The sequence below is a fragment of the Nitrobacter sp. NHB1 genome (assembly GCF_036964665.1).
Taxonomy (GTDB): domain Bacteria; phylum Pseudomonadota; class Alphaproteobacteria; order Rhizobiales; family Xanthobacteraceae; genus Nitrobacter.
In genome coordinates this window covers 196367-212344 of record NZ_JBAMDA010000001.1, presented here as the reverse complement: position 1 = coordinate 212344, position 15978 = coordinate 196367, and the positions used below count along the sequence as shown (strand labels likewise).

At 62.8% G+C, this 15978-nt stretch carries 15 protein-coding genes and 1 pseudogene; 5 read left to right on the top strand and 11 right to left on the bottom strand.

The features are described from left to right. Nucleotides 1–56: 56 nt before the first annotated feature. From V4R08_RS01010 to V4R08_RS00990, 5 genes are all read right to left on the bottom strand, one after another. Nucleotides 57–755, bottom strand: coding sequence for an ABC transporter ATP-binding protein (locus V4R08_RS01010; RefSeq protein WP_335577629.1), 699 nt, complete (start codon nt 753–755; stop codon nt 57–59). After that, nucleotides 752–2629: a branched-chain amino acid ABC transporter ATP-binding protein/permease gene (locus tag V4R08_RS01005; protein WP_335577628.1), complete on the bottom strand. Its 1878-nt coding sequence runs from the start codon at nt 2627–2629 to the stop codon at nt 752–754. The genes V4R08_RS01010 and V4R08_RS01005 overlap by 4 nt, the downstream gene beginning before the upstream one ends. A gap of 12 nt (nt 2630–2641) precedes the next feature. Further along, nucleotides 2642–3517 carry a branched-chain amino acid ABC transporter permease gene (locus tag V4R08_RS01000; protein ID WP_335577627.1) on the bottom strand — a complete coding sequence of 292 codons (876 nt, stop codon included), beginning with the start codon at nt 3515–3517 and terminating at the stop codon, nt 2642–2644. A 121-nt stretch (nt 3518–3638) separates the two neighbouring features. Next, nucleotides 3639–4991, bottom strand: a complete 1353-nt coding sequence (locus V4R08_RS00995) for a substrate-binding protein (RefSeq protein ID WP_335577626.1) — start codon at nt 4989–4991, stop codon at nt 3639–3641. A 312-nt stretch (nt 4992–5303) separates the two neighbouring features. Continuing rightward, nucleotides 5304–6191: a Crp/Fnr family transcriptional regulator gene (locus V4R08_RS00990; RefSeq protein ID WP_335577625.1), complete on the bottom strand. Its 888-nt coding sequence runs from the start codon at nt 6189–6191 to the stop codon at nt 5304–5306. Here V4R08_RS00990 and V4R08_RS00985 point away from each other — a divergent pair. Continuing rightward, nucleotides 6190–6666, top strand: coding sequence for a hypothetical protein (locus V4R08_RS00985; protein ID WP_335577624.1), 477 nt, complete (start codon nt 6190–6192; stop codon nt 6664–6666). The genes V4R08_RS00990 and V4R08_RS00985 overlap by 2 nt on opposite strands. A 39-nt stretch (nt 6667–6705) precedes the next feature. Here V4R08_RS00985 and V4R08_RS00980 read toward each other — a convergent pair whose 3' ends face one another. From V4R08_RS00980 to V4R08_RS00965, 4 genes are all read right to left on the bottom strand, one after another. Next, nucleotides 6706–7965 carry an adenosylmethionine--8-amino-7-oxononanoate transaminase gene (locus V4R08_RS00980; RefSeq protein WP_335577623.1) on the bottom strand — a complete coding sequence of 420 codons (1260 nt, stop codon included), beginning with the start codon at nt 7963–7965 and terminating at the stop codon, nt 6706–6708. Then, nucleotides 7965–8603, bottom strand: a complete 639-nt coding sequence (gene bioD / locus V4R08_RS00975; protein ID WP_335577622.1) for a dethiobiotin synthase — start codon at nt 8601–8603, stop codon at nt 7965–7967. The genes V4R08_RS00980 and bioD overlap by 1 nt, the downstream gene beginning before the upstream one ends. Beyond that, nucleotides 8600–9730: an 8-amino-7-oxononanoate synthase gene (locus tag V4R08_RS00970; RefSeq protein WP_335577621.1), complete on the bottom strand. Its 1131-nt coding sequence runs from the start codon at nt 9728–9730 to the stop codon at nt 8600–8602. Before V4R08_RS00970 ends, bioD begins: the two co-directional genes overlap by 4 nt. Nucleotides 9731–9863: 133 nt before the next feature. Next, nucleotides 9864–10157, bottom strand: coding sequence for a Dabb family protein (locus V4R08_RS00965; protein ID WP_041358180.1), 294 nt, complete (start codon nt 10155–10157; stop codon nt 9864–9866). A 293-nt stretch (nt 10158–10450) separates the two neighbouring features. Between V4R08_RS00965 and V4R08_RS00960 the strand changes: the two genes are divergently transcribed. Genes V4R08_RS00960 through nadC form a run of 4 tightly spaced genes read left to right on the top strand, consistent with a single transcriptional unit; the run spans nt 10451 to nt 14843 of the window. Beyond that, nucleotides 10451–11401 carry an NUDIX hydrolase gene (locus V4R08_RS00960; RefSeq protein WP_335577620.1) on the top strand — a complete coding sequence of 317 codons (951 nt, stop codon included), beginning with the start codon at nt 10451–10453 and terminating at the stop codon, nt 11399–11401. 51 nt (nt 11402–11452) lie between these two features. Beyond that, the gene (nadA, locus tag V4R08_RS00955; RefSeq protein ID WP_335577619.1) at nt 11453–12436 is read left to right on the top strand and encodes a quinolinate synthase NadA; all 984 of its coding nucleotides are present in this window, start codon (nt 11453–11455) and stop codon (nt 12434–12436) included. Then, a complete protein-coding gene (locus V4R08_RS00950) occupies nt 12433–13965 on the top strand; it encodes an L-aspartate oxidase (protein ID WP_335577618.1) in 1533 nt (510 codons plus the stop codon). Before nadA ends, V4R08_RS00950 begins: the two co-directional genes overlap by 4 nt. 14 nt (nt 13966–13979) lie before the next feature. Further along, entirely contained in the window at nt 13980–14843 is an 864-nt protein-coding gene (gene nadC, locus V4R08_RS00945; protein ID WP_335577617.1) for a carboxylating nicotinate-nucleotide diphosphorylase, read from the top strand. A 294-nt stretch (nt 14844–15137) separates the two neighbouring features. On the opposite strand, the gene V4R08_RS00940 is transcribed toward nadC, so the two are convergent. Both V4R08_RS00940 and V4R08_RS18175 read right to left on the bottom strand, forming a co-directional pair. Further along, a complete protein-coding gene (locus V4R08_RS00940; protein WP_335577616.1) occupies nt 15138–15401 on the bottom strand; it encodes a hypothetical protein in 264 nt (87 codons plus the stop codon). 328 nt (nt 15402–15729) lie between these two features. Then, nucleotides 15730–15834, bottom strand: a pseudogene (locus tag V4R08_RS18175) (DNA-binding response regulator); the annotation flags it as partial. Nucleotides 15835–15978: the final 144 nt, after the last annotated feature.

Below are 15978 nucleotides of genomic sequence, written 5' to 3'. Positions count from 1 at the left end.
GATCATCGTCATCGTCGGGCATAGCCGCTCGAAGAACGGCGTCGCTCCCCTGGTAGCTAAACGCCGAGATAGCGTTGCATGATGTCCGGTTGCGCCTTGAGTTCCCCGGCCGGCCCCTCATGCACGATATGGCCGTTGTTGATGATATAGATGCGCTGGGCGAGCGCGAGCGTCGCCGCCAGGTTCTGCTCCACCAGCACGATGGTCTGACCGGCGGCGGCCAGATCGCGGCAGGCTTTCATGAGATCTTTCACGATCACCGGCGCGAGCCCCTCGAACGGCTCGTCGAGCAGGATGATCTTGGGATCGCGGATCAGTGCGCGCGCGATCGCCAGCATCTGCTGCTCGCCGCCGGACAGTTCGTTGCCGCGGTTATTGCGCCGCTCCTTCAGCCGTGGGAACATCTCATAGATGCGGCTGAGCGGCCAGCGTTTGGGGGCCGTCAGCCCCGCGAGCACAATGTTTTCCTCGACGCTGAGGCTGCCGAAAATGCGGCGCTCCTCATGCACGAGTTGCATCCCGGCCTGCGCGATCTTGTGGCTCTTGCGGCCGGCCACGTCGGTGCCGTCAAAGATCACGCTGCCGGCGCGCGGCGTGACCACGCCCATCAGGCTCTTCAGCGTGGTGCTCTTGCCGGCGCCGTTGCGCCCGAGCAGCGCCACGACCTCGTTGCGCTCGACACGCATCGAGACATCGAAGAGGATATGGGAATCCCCGTAATAGCTGTTCAGACCGTTGACCTCGAGCAGGCTCATGCGACGAGCCCTCCGTTCACGCCCCCGAGATAGGCCTCCTGGACCGCAGCGTTGTTCTTGATTTCGTCCGGCGTTCCCTCGACCAGCACCCGGCCTTCCTGCAACACCGTGACGCGCTCGGCAAGTTCGAACAGCGCATCCATGTCGTGATCGATGATGATCATGGTGCGGCCCTTGCTGATGGACTTCAGCAGCTTGACCGTTTCCACGCGCTCACGCGGGCTCATGCCGGCGAGCGGCTCGTCGAGCAGCAGCAGGCTTGGCGAGGTGGCCAGCGCCAGCCCGATTTCCAGCCGGCGCTTTTCGCCGTAGGCGAGTTCGGACACCGGCGTGTCCAGCCGCGTCGTCAGATTGACGAGTTCCAGCGTGCGTTCGACCTGTTCGGATAATCCCGGAATGCTGCCGAGACTGCGGAACATGTCGAGACGGAACTTGCCGCGCAGTTCCGAGAGCGCCGCGATGGTCAGATTCTCGCGCACGGTCAGTGCGGAGAACAACTGGTTGACCTGATAGCTCTTGGTCAGACCGAGCTGGCAGACCTCGGTGACGTTCATCCCGGTGATATCGAGCCCTTCGAACACGATCTTGCCCGACGTCGGCGCGACTTCGCAGGTCAACATCTTGAAAAACGTCGATTTGCCGGCGCCGTTCGGGCCGATGATGCCGCGCAACTCGCCATGGTTGACGGTGAAATCGATGTCGCTGTTGGCGAGGAGACCGCCGTAACGCTTGGTCAGGCCGGTCGCCTGCAGGATCGGGCCGGAATAACCGTCGCTCGCGCGATGGACCGGGACCATCGGAAACGGGTCCGGCTCCTTCGCGACCTCGGCCTCCGCAGCCACTTGTTCTTCCTCGGCCGTCAAAGCGCTGGCCGGCGCCGCGACCGGCTCCCGAAGGGCGCGCTTGCCGACGACAAGGCGGTAAAGATCGGCGATGCCGCCGATGATGCCGTGCCGCAGGAAGCAGACCAGCAGCACGAACACAATGCCGAGCACCAGCTTCCACGCCGCTCCGAGACCGAGCGCGGACTGCAGGAAGTCCTGCAGGAACAGCCAGACTCCCGCTCCGACCAGTGTGCCGAACAAGGTGCCTGTGCCGCCGATGGCCGTCATCATGATGAGTTCGGCCGAGGTGTGGAACATGAAGGCGTCGGGTGGCATGAACGCCTGCATCACGCCGAGCAGGCCGCCGGCGAAGCCCGCATAGGCGGCGGCGATGACGAACGCGGTCAGCTTGTAGGAATGGATGTTGTGGCCGACCGCCGACGCCCGCATCGGGTTCTCGCGAATCGCCCGCAGGATGGTGCCGACCGGCGAGCGCACGATGCGCAGCCCCACGACGATGCCGAGGAAATACCAGAAGGCGAGGAAGACATAGAGCGACCAGTTCGTATTGAACTGGATGTCGACGAATCCGAGATCGAAATGCGGCGTCGGCACGCCGGGCAGGCCGTTCTCGCCGCCGGTCCAATGGGCCAGCGGATTAAACTCGACGAAGAAGAACACTTCCGCGATCGCCACCGTAATCATCGCGAAATAGATGCCGGTGCGGCGCAACGCGATCAGCCCGACCAGATAGCCGACCGCCGCAGCCGCCACCATGCCGATGAACAGCGACGCCACCACATGCGGGAATCCGGCCCGGGTCAACAGATAGGCCGCCACAAATCCGCCGGTGCCGTAGAACGCCGACTGGCCGAACGACAGCAGCCCGGTGAAGCCGAACAGGATATCGAATCCAATGCCGAACAGCCCCCACATCAGGATGCGGTTAATGGTGTTGGGCGCGAAGCCGAGGTGCGGCAGGATGAACGGCGCGAGGATCAGGCCGAGAGCCGTGAGAGTCTCGATGACGAGGGGGCGCTGTTTGAGCATGATGGCCCCGTGTCAGCCTCGGCCTTGCGCGCCGAGCAGACCGTGCGGCCGCAGCAGCAGCACCAGCGTCATCGCCGCGAACAGCATGATATAGGCGTAGCCAGGATTTATCATCGAGGTGATGCTGATGATCTCGCCGGCGATCAGTCCGCCGATGATAGCGCCGGGGAACGACCCGACGCCGCCTATGACGACCACGACGAAGGTCTGCACCAGGATCGCCTCGCCCATGTCCGGCGTCAGCGACACCACCGGCGCGTTGACGATGCCGGCGAAGCCCGCCGCCATCGCGCCGATGCCGAACACCACCATGAACACGCGATAGACGTCGATGCCGAGCGAGGACACCATCACCGAATCCTCGATTCCGGCCCGCACGATCAGACCCAGCCGCGTCCGGTAGAGGACGAGGAACAGGACCAGCAGCGCCGCCGCGATGATGCCGAGCAGCGCCAGCCGGTAGGTCGGATAGAACATGAAGCCGAGCGAGGTGATACCGGAGAAGATCGTCGGCGGCGGCACGGTCAGCGACAGGCTGCCGAAGAACAGGCGCACGACCTCGACGAAGCAGATGCCGAGGCCGAAGGTCACCAGCAACTGGTCTTCGTCCGGCCGGCCGTAGAAGCGGCGGATGATGATCCGCTCCATCGCGACTCCCGCCACCATCACGAACAGCGATCCGGCGATGACGGCGACGATGAAGGACTCCGTATAGGTGTAGGCGACATACCCGGCGTAGCCGCCGAGCATGAACATTGCGCCGTGCGCAAGGTTGAGAACCCCGAGCGTTCCGTAGATGATCGTCAGGCCGGACGAGATCAGCGCCAGCAGCGCGCCGAGCACCAGCCCGTTGAAAAGTTGCGAAACAAAAAGTGGCCAGTTGCTCATGCAGCTCAATCGCACGGTACGCTTGAAAACGGAATATAGCTCGCAAGACGCACACTATGAACGTATGCAACCCGCGCCGCGGTAGCGCTTGACCCATCCGCGGCGCCAGGGCTTTTTTCGATCAGGTGTAGTCGCCGAGCTTGCAGCCGAACGCATCCGGCTTCTGGATGATGCCTTCACCGGGGACAATCTCGACGATGTCGTACCAGTCCTCGTCGTTTTTCATGTCCTTCTTGGCCTTGCCCTTGACGATGATCACGGGGCGCACGCACTGATGGTCTTCCGGCCGGTAGTGGACGTCGCCGAGAAGCGAGGGAATGGTCTCGCCCTTTTCGTAGGTTTTGATGACATCAGGCGGATAGAAGGTGCCGGCTTCCTCGACCATGTGCGCCCATTGCGCGAAGCTGACATAGGAGTTTTCGGCGCCCCATTCCGGATTATAGCCGTATTTTTTCTTGAACGACTCGTTGAACATCTTGGCGAGCGGATACTTGTCCTCCACGGTCCACCAGTAGTCCGTCGCCGCATAGACGCCGGTCATCAGGCCGCCCGTTTCGCGCGCCAGGAATGGCACCTGATAGGGCACGACCAGCTTCATCTTGTCGAGTACGCCGAATTGCTTGGCCTGCTGGATCGACAGCACTGCGTCATGACCCCAGTTGACGTTGATGAGGATGTCAGCGCCCGAATTGGCGACGTTGAGCAGATAGGAGGAATAGTCCGGCGCGCCGAGCGGCGAGACCTGGTTGGTCACGGTGGTCCAGCCGGCATCCTTGGTCATGTCCTGCATCGACTTGGTCACTGTGTGACCGTAGGTGTAGTCCGGCGTCATATAGGCGACTTTTTTGTTCTTGCCGAACTGCTTGATCAGCACCGGAGCGATCGCCGCCGCCGCCGTCTGGCCATAGAAGCCCTGACGGAAACCGTAACGCACGCAATCCTTGCCTGTGGTGTCGTTGGAGCCGGAGATTCCCGCGACATAGAGCACGTGCTCGCGCTGCGCCAGCTTGTTGAGGGCGACCGCGACCGCGCTCGAGGTCGAGCCGGTCATCAGCACGACCTTGTTCTCGCTGATGAAGCGTTGCTCCGCCTGCACGGCCTCGTTCGGCTTGGCGCCGGAGTCCGCGACAACCAGCTTCACTTCCTTGCCGAGCAAACCCTTCTTCAGCTTCGGCGCGAACTTCTTCATCAACTCGTGGCCCGAATTGATATGCTCAACCGCAAGTTCCCAACCCTTGAGTTCGTCCTCGCCCTGCACGGCGTAGGTGCCGGTGCGCGGCACCGCCGCGCCGATGGTCACAGACGAACCGGCCGAACCGGCCGGCCATGTGCCGATCGCCGGCTTGTCGTCGGCGAAGGCCGGCATGATCAGACCACCCGGCAGCATCAAGCCACCGATCAGGCCCGCGCTGCCCTGCAACAGGGACCGGCGCGATACCGCCGCATTGAATTCCTGCTCAAAAATCTTCTTCATCGCGCATGATCCTCCCAAAAAGTGTCGTGTGCAATTTCACTCATCGTCGAATCTGACAGGTCGAATCTGACAGGGTCGAATCTGGCAGTAGGCTGCTGGCGCGCCCGTTAACCGGCGCCGACCAGGGTACCGCTACACCAAGGCCTTTCGCCCCAGTCTGTCAATGTCACTTTCGTCGAAGAGAAGGGCGTTTCCGCCGAAAAATCAGGCCTCGTTACAGGATATGACGGATGACCCGAGCGGCTGCCGCCCCGTTCGCAAAGGCACGATCTCACGGCCGTTCCGGCCATCGGATTCGGAAGGGATGGTTTTCTATGATGAGCTTCGACCTGGCTCATGGATCGACGGCGGTAATGGCGCGATGTCCTTTCCGCTCTCATCCTCTGCGATCCGCATCAGGTCCGGGAGACTTTCGACCGCAATGCGCCGGTCGAGCGTCTTTAGCCAGCCGGCTCTTTCCCAGGCACTCAGAATGCGGCTCGCGGAATAAAGCGTCGTTCCGGCGATATCGGCAATGTCTTTTCGACGAAGCGGAAAGCGGATGACCATGCCTCGGGAGGTCGTGGTGCCCACCTGACGGAGCAGTCGCAATAACGCATGAGCCACGCGCTGCTCCGCGCGCTGAGTGGCAAGTTCGCGAACCCGATGCTGTATCTCCTGAAGCCGACGGCCGACGATGCGGACGGCATTGATGGCTATCTCGGGGTGGTTGTTCATCAGGTCGAGCAAAGCTCTGTCGCTCCAGCTAACCTCGGTTGCATCCGTCAAGGTGTCGGCATCGGCAGGATAGCGCTGATCGGTGAACAAGGAGATTGCGCCAAAAATGTCGCCCGGTCCGATGAAGCGCACGACGATCTGCGCTCCATCGCTGCCGGATTGAGAAATCCTGATCCAGCCATCGATAAGGACATGAGCGCGCACGCGTGCTTCGCCCTGGTTGAACACACGAAAATCGCGAGCAAAAAGGCGGGTGCTGGCAGAGGCAAGGACATCATCGAGCGCTGCCGCCGGCAATCCTCGAAAGAGCTCAAGGTTTGAAAGGACCTGCCGGGACAGAGGCGGAACTTTGCTCATTCGCGAACAGTAATGCGGCCTTGCAGAAAAGGACAGCAAATTGCGTTTGCGCAACCCCGGGCGAATGGCGTTGCCGTACAGCTTGCGGAAGCCGACAGTCGCCAAAGAGGGCAGCAGGTGCTTCATGAATGACATCATCGTCGCACGTGCCCTGCACGTCCTTGCCGTAGTGGTCTGGATCGGCGGCGTCTCGATGGCGACAACGGTGGCCTTGCCGGCGCTCCGGCGCGGCGATCTTGGGCAGAACTGGCTGAAGGCGTTCGAGGCGATCGAGCGGCGTTTCATCTGGCAAGCCCGCGCGTCAGTCATCATCGTCGGCTTGAGCGGCCTCTACATGACGTGGCAGCTCGACCTTTGGAATCGGTTTCGGATGCCGGCTTTCTGGTGGATGGACGCCATGGTGGGCCTTTGGCTGCTGTTCACCTTCGTGCTCTTCATCGGTGAGCCTTTTATATTGCAGCGCCATTTCCATCGGCTGGCGACCGAGCGGCCGGACGTTGCCTTTGCATGGCTGCACCGGGCGCATTGGATTCTGCTCGGGCTCAGTCTGGCGACCGTCTTCGCAGCGGTCGCAGGCAGCCATGGGTGGTCGATCTTTTGATCGCGACCACCGTCGGGTGGCAAAACGGCTTTCGCCCGGTTATCCGATCCCGTCGACAACTTCTCTGATCGCATCGAAAACGCGGTCGAGTTCGTGCGGCGTGCTGCAGTACGGCGGCATGAGGTAGATCGTATTGCCGAGCGGCCGGACCAGCAGCCCGCGCCCGAGGAATTCGTTATAGAGCCGCGGTCCGATGCCGGCCAGATAGCCGGCGTCATCGGTGGCGAGATCGAGTGCGGCAATGGTTCCAATCTGACGGACGTTGGTAAAGCGCCGATCCTCACGAAAGCGATCGAGGCCGTGCGTTTGCGCGCGCGCCACGGCGGCGATGCGTTCCATCACCGGTTCGTTTTTCCAGATTTCCAGGTTCGCGCAAGCGGCCGCGCAGGCGATTGGGTTCGCTGTATAGGAACTGGAATGGAAGAAGGTCTTGCTGCGGTCCGTTGAGTAATGCGCATCGAAGATGTCCGCGCGGCACAACGTCACCGCCAGCGGCAGCGAACCGCCGGTGAGACCCTTGGAGTAACAGGCGATATCGGGCGTCACGTCAGCCTGCTCGCAGGCGAAGCGCGTTCCGGTGCGGCCCCACCCCGTCATCACTTCGTCGGCGATAAACAGAACGCCGTGGGCTTCGCAAATCCGCTTCATCTCCGCGAGTACCCAAGGCGGATAGATCAGCATTCCGCCGGCGCCGAGGATCAACGGCTCGACGATCAGCGCCGCGACGCCGGTGTTCCGGCACGCCGCCGTTATCGCATCCAGCGTTGCCTGTTCGCGGCTCTCAGCGGGAAAGGGAATCCGCTCGACATCGAACAGCAGCGGATCGTAAGGCGCATTGAAGACGCCGCGTTCGCCGACCGACATGCCGCCGATCGTGTCACCGTGATAGGCCCCTTCCAGCGCCAGGATGCGGCTGCGCGGCTCGCCACGGTTCCGCCAGAAGCCGAGCGCCATTTTCAGCGCGACTTCGACCGAGGTCGAGCCGCTGTCGGAAAAAAAGATGTATTCGAGCGCCGGCGGCGTCATCGCGATGAGCTGCCGCGCGAGCTTTTCGGCCGGCTCGTGGGTGAAGCCGGCAAAGATCACCTGATCGAGACGATCGGCTTGATCCCTGATCGCCTGCACGATCCGCGGATGACGGTGACCATGCGTCACCACCCACCACGACGAAATCGCGTCAAAAATGCGCCGGCCGTCGACGGTTTCGAGCCATGCGCCCTCGCCCCTGGCGATCGGTATCGCCTCCGGCTGTACCGCATGTTGGGTGAACGGGTGCCACACCGGAGATGGCGACGTCATCAGGCCGGTCCTTTCAGAAAATCACCGATAGCGAAGCCGCCGGCAAAAGCGTCGCGCAACGTATCGCGCGTCAACGGTGCAACAGGCGGCAGACGGCCGAGACGCCGCACCTTGCCCATCTCGGTGATGATCCGTTCGGATTCGACGTTCTCTTCGCCGATGAACGCGATGCCAAGCATCGCAACGCCCCGCGCGCGCAGCGCCTCGATCGACAGCAGACTGTGATTGATGGTGCCAAGCGCCGTACGGGCGCAGAGCACCACCGGAACGCGCCACCGCGCCATGACGTCAAGATAGGTGATGGTGCGCGTCAGCGGCACCAACAAACCGCCGGCGCCTTCGACCACCAGCGGACGGTCCTTCTCCGGAATATGCAGCGCCTCGTGTTCGATGGTCACGCCGTCAAGCTCGGCGGCGAGATGCGGCGACGCCGGCGTCCGCAACCGATAGGCTTCCGGCAACACGCGCCCGGCGGCAAGGCCCGACAACCGCAACACAGTTTGCGAGTCCGTTTCTTCGTCCAGCCCCGCCTGGATCGGCTTCCAGTAAAATCCGTCGAGAGCGCCGGCAAGAGCCGCCGAGAAAACCGTCTTGCCGATGCCGGTATCCGTGCCCGTTACAATAATCCGCGTACTCACGCAGCTATCCGCATGTCTTCGGCCAAAGCCGCGAACAACTCAGTGACGATCGCCTCATCGACATGGAGCGTCAACGCGATGCGAAGCCGCGCGGTGCCTTCGGGGACCGTCGGCGGACGGATCGCCCGAACATCGAAACCTCTGCGCTGCAATGACGCAGCCAGCGCGACCGCCGCCTGATCGGGGCCGACGATCACCGGAAGGATCTGCGAGCCGGATGGTTCGATATTGCAGCGCCGACGCAGTTCGCCTCCCGCGAACTGCACCAGACGCGCCAGGCGTTCCCGACGCTCGGGATCGGTCCGGGAGATTTCGAGCGCTACACGCGTCACCGCGGCGATCAGGGGCGATGGCGCGGTGGCAAAAATGAACGGGCGTGCGCGATTAACCAGAAAGTCGCGGATGATCGTCGGCGCGAGAATGAAGCCGCCGACCGTCCCCAACGCCTTGCCGCAGGTGTGCAGCGTGATGACATTGTCGCGGCCCTCGAACGGCGCGGCAAGCCCCCTCCCCTGCGGCCCGAGCACGCCCGTCGCATGCGCCTCGTCGATCACAACCATCGCATCGTGACGATCGGCGATGGCAAACAGCTCAGCCAGGTTCGGGCTATCGCCATCCATGCTGTAGAGGCTTTCAACCGACAACCATGGCCGGCCCTTGCCGCCGGCCTCACGCCATTTCACGATCGCTGACTCAAAAGCATCGATATCGTTGTGAGGAACACCGACAGAGTCGGCACGGCCGCGACGAACGCCTTCATGGACGCTGGCATGGATCAGTTCGTCATGCACGACGAGATCGCCGCGCTGCGGCAGCGTCGAGAAGATGGCGAAGTTGGCGACATAACCGGCGCCGAAATAGAGCGCAGACTCGGCGCCGAAATAGGCTGCCGCTTCGCGCTCCAGCGCTTCATGTTCAGGATGATTGCCGCGTAACAGGCGCGACCCTCCGGCCCCGACCGGCACCCCTCGCGCCAGCGCATCGACGGTGGCCTGTCGCAATTCTCCGGATTCAGCCAAACCAAGATAGTCGTTCGACGCGAGATCGATGCCCGAACGCCCACGCAGCGCACGGAGACGACCCCGACCTGCGAGCGCCTGTAAATCTGCCGTATAAATCTCGTGCATCATCATGTATCCCGGCCGGAGCGGAAGCGTCGCGCTTCCGTCACCAACGACGGCAGCCGTGCCGCGCGATTCCGCGGCAAGCTTCCAGCGGGGATCAACACCCTTTCGAATTCGACCGTCAGAAGTCAACCCTCTACTCGGCCGGAACATCGTAGTCGGCCGCGAAGCGCAAGTCCCGGAGCGGTCGCACCCGCCTGGTCGACTCCTGGTATAGATCGTGCGCCTTATACGCCGCGAGTTCCGCCTCGCTGTCGAATTCACCGTAAACGACAACGTCGATGTCGTTGCCGAGCTGATCGGTCTTCCGGTTGCGCACGACCTCGAGCCGGCGCGCATGCGGGATCGCCCTGAGAGACGACAGACCGTCGATCATCTTGTCGATATCGCCCTTGTCTTTCGCGGTGAATAAAACGATGTGACGAATCATGGCTGGCCGTAAAGTAAAGGTTGATCCCGGTCGCATGACTATCTTGCCATCAACTCTAACGCAACGCTAACGGCACGGCGCGATATCCGCGTCCGGGGGACAGCGTCTGGGGTGCAGCGATTGTCACAAGCTGGGGACGTCCGGTTGAATGTTCCGCCAAATACTGCCCATATGAGACAAGACTCTCTTCCGATGTCCGCGACCCCGGACCCGACTTCGGTGCTTGAGCCCGCTCGATGAGTGACCCGCTAGCAATGAGTGATCCGCTTGGCCGCCTCCGACCGGAGGCAGACATGCGTATGGTGTCTCCCGCATCCAAACAGGGAATTGCGGCGGACCTGATTGCGCTGCTGGTGGCGGTCACCTCCGGCGATCCCCGTGTTTTGACAATTCAGGATCAGCACGCGCTGCCGTCGGGTCCTTTCGAACTGGCTCATCGGTCGCTGCAATCGGGGCTCCGCGCCTGGGTCGAGCGCCAGACGCGGCTGCCGCTGGGCTACGTCGAGCAACTCTACACTTTCGCGGATCGGGATCGCACCGGCACCGCCGACCAACACATCATCTCGATCAGTTACCTCGGCCTCACCCGCGAGCAGGCCGAGTCCGGTCAGTACGAGGCAAGCTGGCGCAGCTGGTACGGCTATTTCCCCTGGGAGGATCATCGCCTCGGCGCGCCGCCCATGGAGAAGACGCTCCGCTCCGGCCTTGCAGGATGGACTGGAGCGGCGGCCGACCGGGCGACGCGGAGCAATCGCCGGCAACGAGCGGCGATGCTGTTCGGTTTCGACGGCCACATCTGGAACGAGGAGCTCGTCCTGCAACGCTACGAGCTGCTCTACGAGGCGCGACTGATCCCGGAAGCTCTCAGAGGCGACCGTCCGTCCGCTCCGGCGGCCAACACTGCCGCCGTGCCGGGTGACGCCATGATTCTGGACCATCGCAGGATCTTGGCGACCGGGATCGCGAGACTCCGGGCCAAAATCAAATATCGCCCGGTGGTCTTCGAGCTGATGCCGGACACGTTCACGCTGCTGCAATTGCAACGTTGCGTTGAAGCGCTGGCTGGGAAACTCGTGCACAAACCGAACTTTCGCCGTTTGATCGAGCAGCAGGAGCTGGTGGAGGACACCGGCGAGACGAGCCAGGAGACCGGTGGACGACCCGCGAAACTCTTCCGTTTCCGCCGCGCGGTGCTGGCGGAGCGTGCGATCGCGGGGACGAAATTACCGATTTCGGGGGCTTGACAAGGCTTATACTCAATATCAGTATAATAGATGCTCGATTGGAGTATAATCATGTCGTTCGTCATGGAACTGCGACCGTCGACCCGAATCTACCCCAGAGTGCGGCACGCGATCCCCGAGATCGAATGGCCCACGTTCGCTGACGACGTCGATGCGATCATCGAGCTGAAGAAGCGCCGCAACGCGGTCGTTCTTGCGCACAATTACCAGACACCGGAGATCTTTCACGGCGTGGCCGATATCGTTGGCGACAGCCTCGCGCTGGCCCGTGAGGCGACGCAGGTGGAGGCCGACGTGATCGTGCTCGCCGGCGTGCACTTCATGGCCGAAACCGCCAAGTTGCTGAATCCGTCAAAGACGGTCCTGATCCCGGACCTTGGCGCCGGCTGCTCGCTTGCGGATTCGGTCACGCCCGAGGATGTGCGGCTGTTGCGGCGAACCTATCCCGGCGTTCCGATCGTCACCTATGTGAACACGTCGGCCGCGGTGAAGGCCGAGTCGGACATCTGCTGCACGTCGGGCAATGCGAAGGCCGTCGTCGAGTCCCTCGGCGTCGAGCGCGTCATCATGCTGCCCGACGAATATCTGGCGAAGAACATCGCGGCTGAGACCCGCGTCAAGGTGATCGCCTGGACCGGCCATTGCGAGGTGCATGAGCGCTTCAGCGCCGAAGAGGTGCGGCAGTTGCGCGACAATTACCCCGGCGTCGTCGTCCTGGCTCATCCGGAATGTCCGCCGGAGGTTGTGGCGGAAGCCGATTTCGCCGGATCGACCGCCGCCATGATCTCCTATGTCGCCACCCGACGGCCGCCTCGGGTCGTGCTCCTGACGGAATGCTCGATGAGCGACAACGTCGCCACCGATTATCCCGGCCTAGAGTTCATTCGCCCCTGCAATCTCTGCCCGCACATGAAGAGGATCACGCTCGGCAATATCCGCCGCGCGCTGGAGACGATGCAGCACGAGGTCACGATCGACCCCAGCATCGCTGCACGCGCACGCCTCGCTGTCGAGCGAATGCTGACGGTGAAATGACGACTGTGCATGACACCAACGGCGGCGCCGTCGTCATCGGCGGGGGCCTGGCCGGCCTGATGACGGCCCTTGCGCTGGCGCCGCAACCGGTGCTGCTTTTGAGCAGCGCACCGTTGGGCTGTGAAACATCGAGCATCCTCGCGCAAGGCGGCATTGCCGCCAGCATCGGGCCGGATGACGACGCATCGCTGCATCTGGCGGACACCCTCGCCGCCGGAGACGGCCTCTGCGACGAGAGCGTTGCCGCAGCGATCCTCAGTGATGCGCCGGCTGCGATCGAACGGCTATCGCGGCTCGGCGTGGCTTTCGACCGCGACAGCGATGGCAACCTCGCGCTTGGCCTTGAGGCGGCCCACTCGCGCCGCCGGATTGTCCATGCCGGAGGTGACGCGAGCGGCCACGACATCATTCGCACCTTGGTCCGCAAGGTCTATGAGACGCCTTCGATCACCGTATGCGAGGCGACCCGCGCGCAGCGATTGATCGTCGAGGACAATACGGTGCGAGGGGTCGTCTGCCAGACCGACCGCAACCCTGTGGCTTTTGCCACCGACCGCGTCGTCGTTGCGACCGGAGGCATCGGCGGATTGTTTCTCCATGGGACCAATCCGGCGGGATCCTGCGGTCAGGGCCTCGCGCTCGCGGCGCGGGCCGGCGCGATCATGGCCGATCTCGAATTCATCCAGTTCCATCCGACGGCACTCGACACCGGCTCCTTCCCGCTGAAACTGATCAGCGAGGCCGTGCGCGGCGAAGGGGCGAGGCTCATTGACGAAAATGGCGATCGCTTTATCGCTGACACGCCTGGCGCCGAGCTTGCGCCTCGCGACGTCGTCGCGCGCGCTGTCTGGCGGCATATGGCGGCGGGCCACCGCGTCTTTCTCGATTCGCGCGATCTTAAAGGGATCGACTTCGCTCGACGCTTCCCGGCGATCACCGCGTTTTGCCGCGACGCGGGAATCGATCCGGCAACGCAGCCGATCCCGGTCCGTCCCGCCGCGCATTATCACATGGGTGGAATTGCCGTCGACAAACGCGGAAGGACCTCGATTGACGGTCTTTGGGCATGCGGTGAAGTCGCCTGCACGGGCCTTCATGGCGCCAACCGGCTGGCCAGCAATTCGCTTCTCGAGGCGGTGGTGTGCGCGGGCTTTGTCGCCCAGGACATCAGCGGGAGAGCGTCTGCGAAGCGGCGTTACCCCAGGATGCCGGAGGGAAGCATCGGCAGCAGCGATCCGACCCTGATCCGGCCGATCCTGTCGCGCGCCGCCGGGGTGCTGCGCGACGGCGACGGGCTGCGCGCGGCCGCGCGCGCCCTCTCGCCGCTTGCCGCCTCGCAGCAGGCCGCAAGTGACCCGGCCATCGTCGCCCTGATGATCGTGATCGCCGCGCTGCGCCGTGAGGAAACCCGCGGCGCGCATGCGCGCACCGACTTTCCCGAGCGAACAATCCGCGCGGAGCGCTCGACACTGCGCCTCTGCGACGCACTCGACGCCGCACAAAACTACATTCCCGATTTGGTCAGCTAGCACGCTGGAACACAATGTCGCTCCCTGCTCTCCCGCACATCATGATCGAACCGCTGGTTCGCGCGGCCTTGCTTGAGGATCTCGGCCGCGCGGGTGACCTCACGACCGATGCGATCGTGCCCGCTGGACGTCGGGCCACGGCCCTTGTTGTCGCGCGCCAGCAGGGAGCCGTCGCCGGGATCGATCTGGCGCGGCTCGCCTTCCAGCTCATCGATCCGGCGATCGAGATGAAGGTCGCGCACGATGATGGCGCGGTGGTCAAGCCGGGCGACGTGATCGCGACCTTGTCTGGTCCTGCGCGAGGTATCTTGACGGCGGAGCGGGTCGCGTTGAATTTCCTGTGCCGCCTGAGCGGGATCGCCACGGCGACAGCATCCGTGGTTGCCGCGGTTCAGGATTATAAGGCGAAGATCGTCTGCACGCGCAAGACAACGCCCGGTTTACGCGCGATCGAAAAATACGCCGTTCGCGTCGGTGGGGGCAGCAACCACCGGTTCGGCCTCGACGATGCCGTTCTCATCAAGGACAACCATGTTGCCATCGCCGGCGGCGTCACCGAAGCGATGAAGCGTGCGAAAAGCGGCGTCGGGCATCTGGTCAAGATCGAACTGGAGGTGGATACGCTCGATCAATTGCGCGAAGCACTCGATCAAGGCATCGATGCGGTGCTTCTCGACAACATGAGCCCGGACATGCTCCGCGAAGCCGTCGCGATGGTCGCCGGCCGGGCGGTGATCGAAGCTTCCGGTCGCATCACGCCAGCGACGGCGCCGTCGGTCGCCTCAACCGGCGTCGATCTGATTTCGATCGGCTGGCTCACGCACAGCGTCGGCATTCTCGACATCGGGCTTGATTTCAAGGACCAGGCAAGCGCCTGATGCCCGAGCCTGACATCCGGGTCTGGGGGATCAGCTCAAAAATCCAAGAAAATCAACGCGACAAGATCTGCCGGGCGGCGCCGTAGGGGTGATTGCCGTCCGCCATGCCTCCGTAAGGCGTTTTCGACGGTCCGAGACCGAGGATACGGTATGTTGGACGTTTCACATCCCTGTTTGTTCGGCGGATGTTGATGGCTGACGCAGCCATTCCGGCGCAGCATCAGGCTGCCGCCGGCATGGCAGATACAGCCCCCATGATCGATGGAGATGCTCGAAGCAGCCGCCCTGGCCGTGTTACTGCGAAGGCGGGTGTCGTTTCCTGAAGGGGTCTGCCGCCTCATCGTATCCACGGCGACTGCTAATAAACATCAGGATCATCAACCCGCATCCGATGACCAGCGAAAAAAACGTGCCAAGACCGAGCGCGATCCAGCCGTGTATGGTCATGTCGGTGCTGGAGATCCCGTTGAGGATTGAAATCGCCCACACGCCGGTAATGGTGAGTATGGCCGTTAATGCTACCAAAATAACGATCCTACCCTTGCCCATACTTTCCATAGCCGTGCCTTTCGTTTTGTAAAGCCTGGCCGTTCCGACTAGCTCCGGTGGGGTTTTATCGGGAGCGCCGTGAAACCGGCCAGCGTGTTGTGATCGTCTGGTTTCGGCGCCTATGCGGGGAAATCAGATGTAGCCGCGAGCGAAGGTTTCGACGCGTCAGGATATCAGCGAATTCGACATCAGAGCGCTCCTCAATTGATGGATTTCCGATATACCTTTTATATAGCCTTCCATGCGCCCATGTGTAAGAGGGGAAACGGGGCCCAAATTCACTTATTGGGCATTGCCCCATACGACCATCCAAGAATACCGGCGAGGGTCGTGCCGCTCCCATCGGGGTAGCGGCCAATTTGCGCGTGGCATTGCCCCGGCGCATCTTCGCCGTGACCTCACTGATGCCGAGGTCGAAGGCGATCTGCTTGTCGAGGCGCCCGTCCGACGGGCCCTGCACGTTCCCGAGGCATCAGCACAAAGCGGCCGAGCCTTTGACGCGACCTGGAAACGCATCGGCACCTTACCGACCTGCTTCACCCTGCAGCAATGCGCCAACGACTTCGCCAACACAGGATACGCTTCA